This is a genomic window from Desulfovibrio sp. OH1186_COT-070, assembly GCF_003860215.1.
Taxonomy (GTDB): Bacteria; Desulfobacterota; Desulfovibrionia; order Desulfovibrionales; family Desulfovibrionaceae; genus Desulfovibrio.
In genome coordinates, this window is record NZ_RQYH01000248.1 from 1 (window position 1) to 328 (window position 328).

Below are 328 nucleotides of genomic sequence, written 5' to 3' on the forward strand. Positions count from 1 at the left end.
GATCAAGCAAGATGGATTTACATTTGATATGGGACCAACCATCGTAATGATGCCTGAGATTTATCGAGACGTTTTTAATTACGCTCAAAAAAATATGAATGATTACTTGGAAATTAAACAATTATCACATATATATGATATTTATTTTAGTGAAACAGATCAAATTCGCGTTCCTACAGATCTTGCTCAATTAAGAGATATGCTTGAAAGTATTGAACCTAACTCTACACATGGTTTTATGTCCTTTTTAACAGATATATACGAAAGATACGAAATAGCACGAAAATATTTTCTAGAACGTACGTTTAGGAAACCTACAGATTTTTAC

Annotated in this window: 1 protein-coding gene; it reads left to right on the top strand. The window is 30.8% G+C overall.

The window, feature by feature from the left end; genetic code table 11:
- On the top strand, positions 1 to 328 hold a 328-nt coding region (locus EII23_RS12710), incomplete at both ends, for a hypothetical protein (RefSeq protein WP_311768166.1).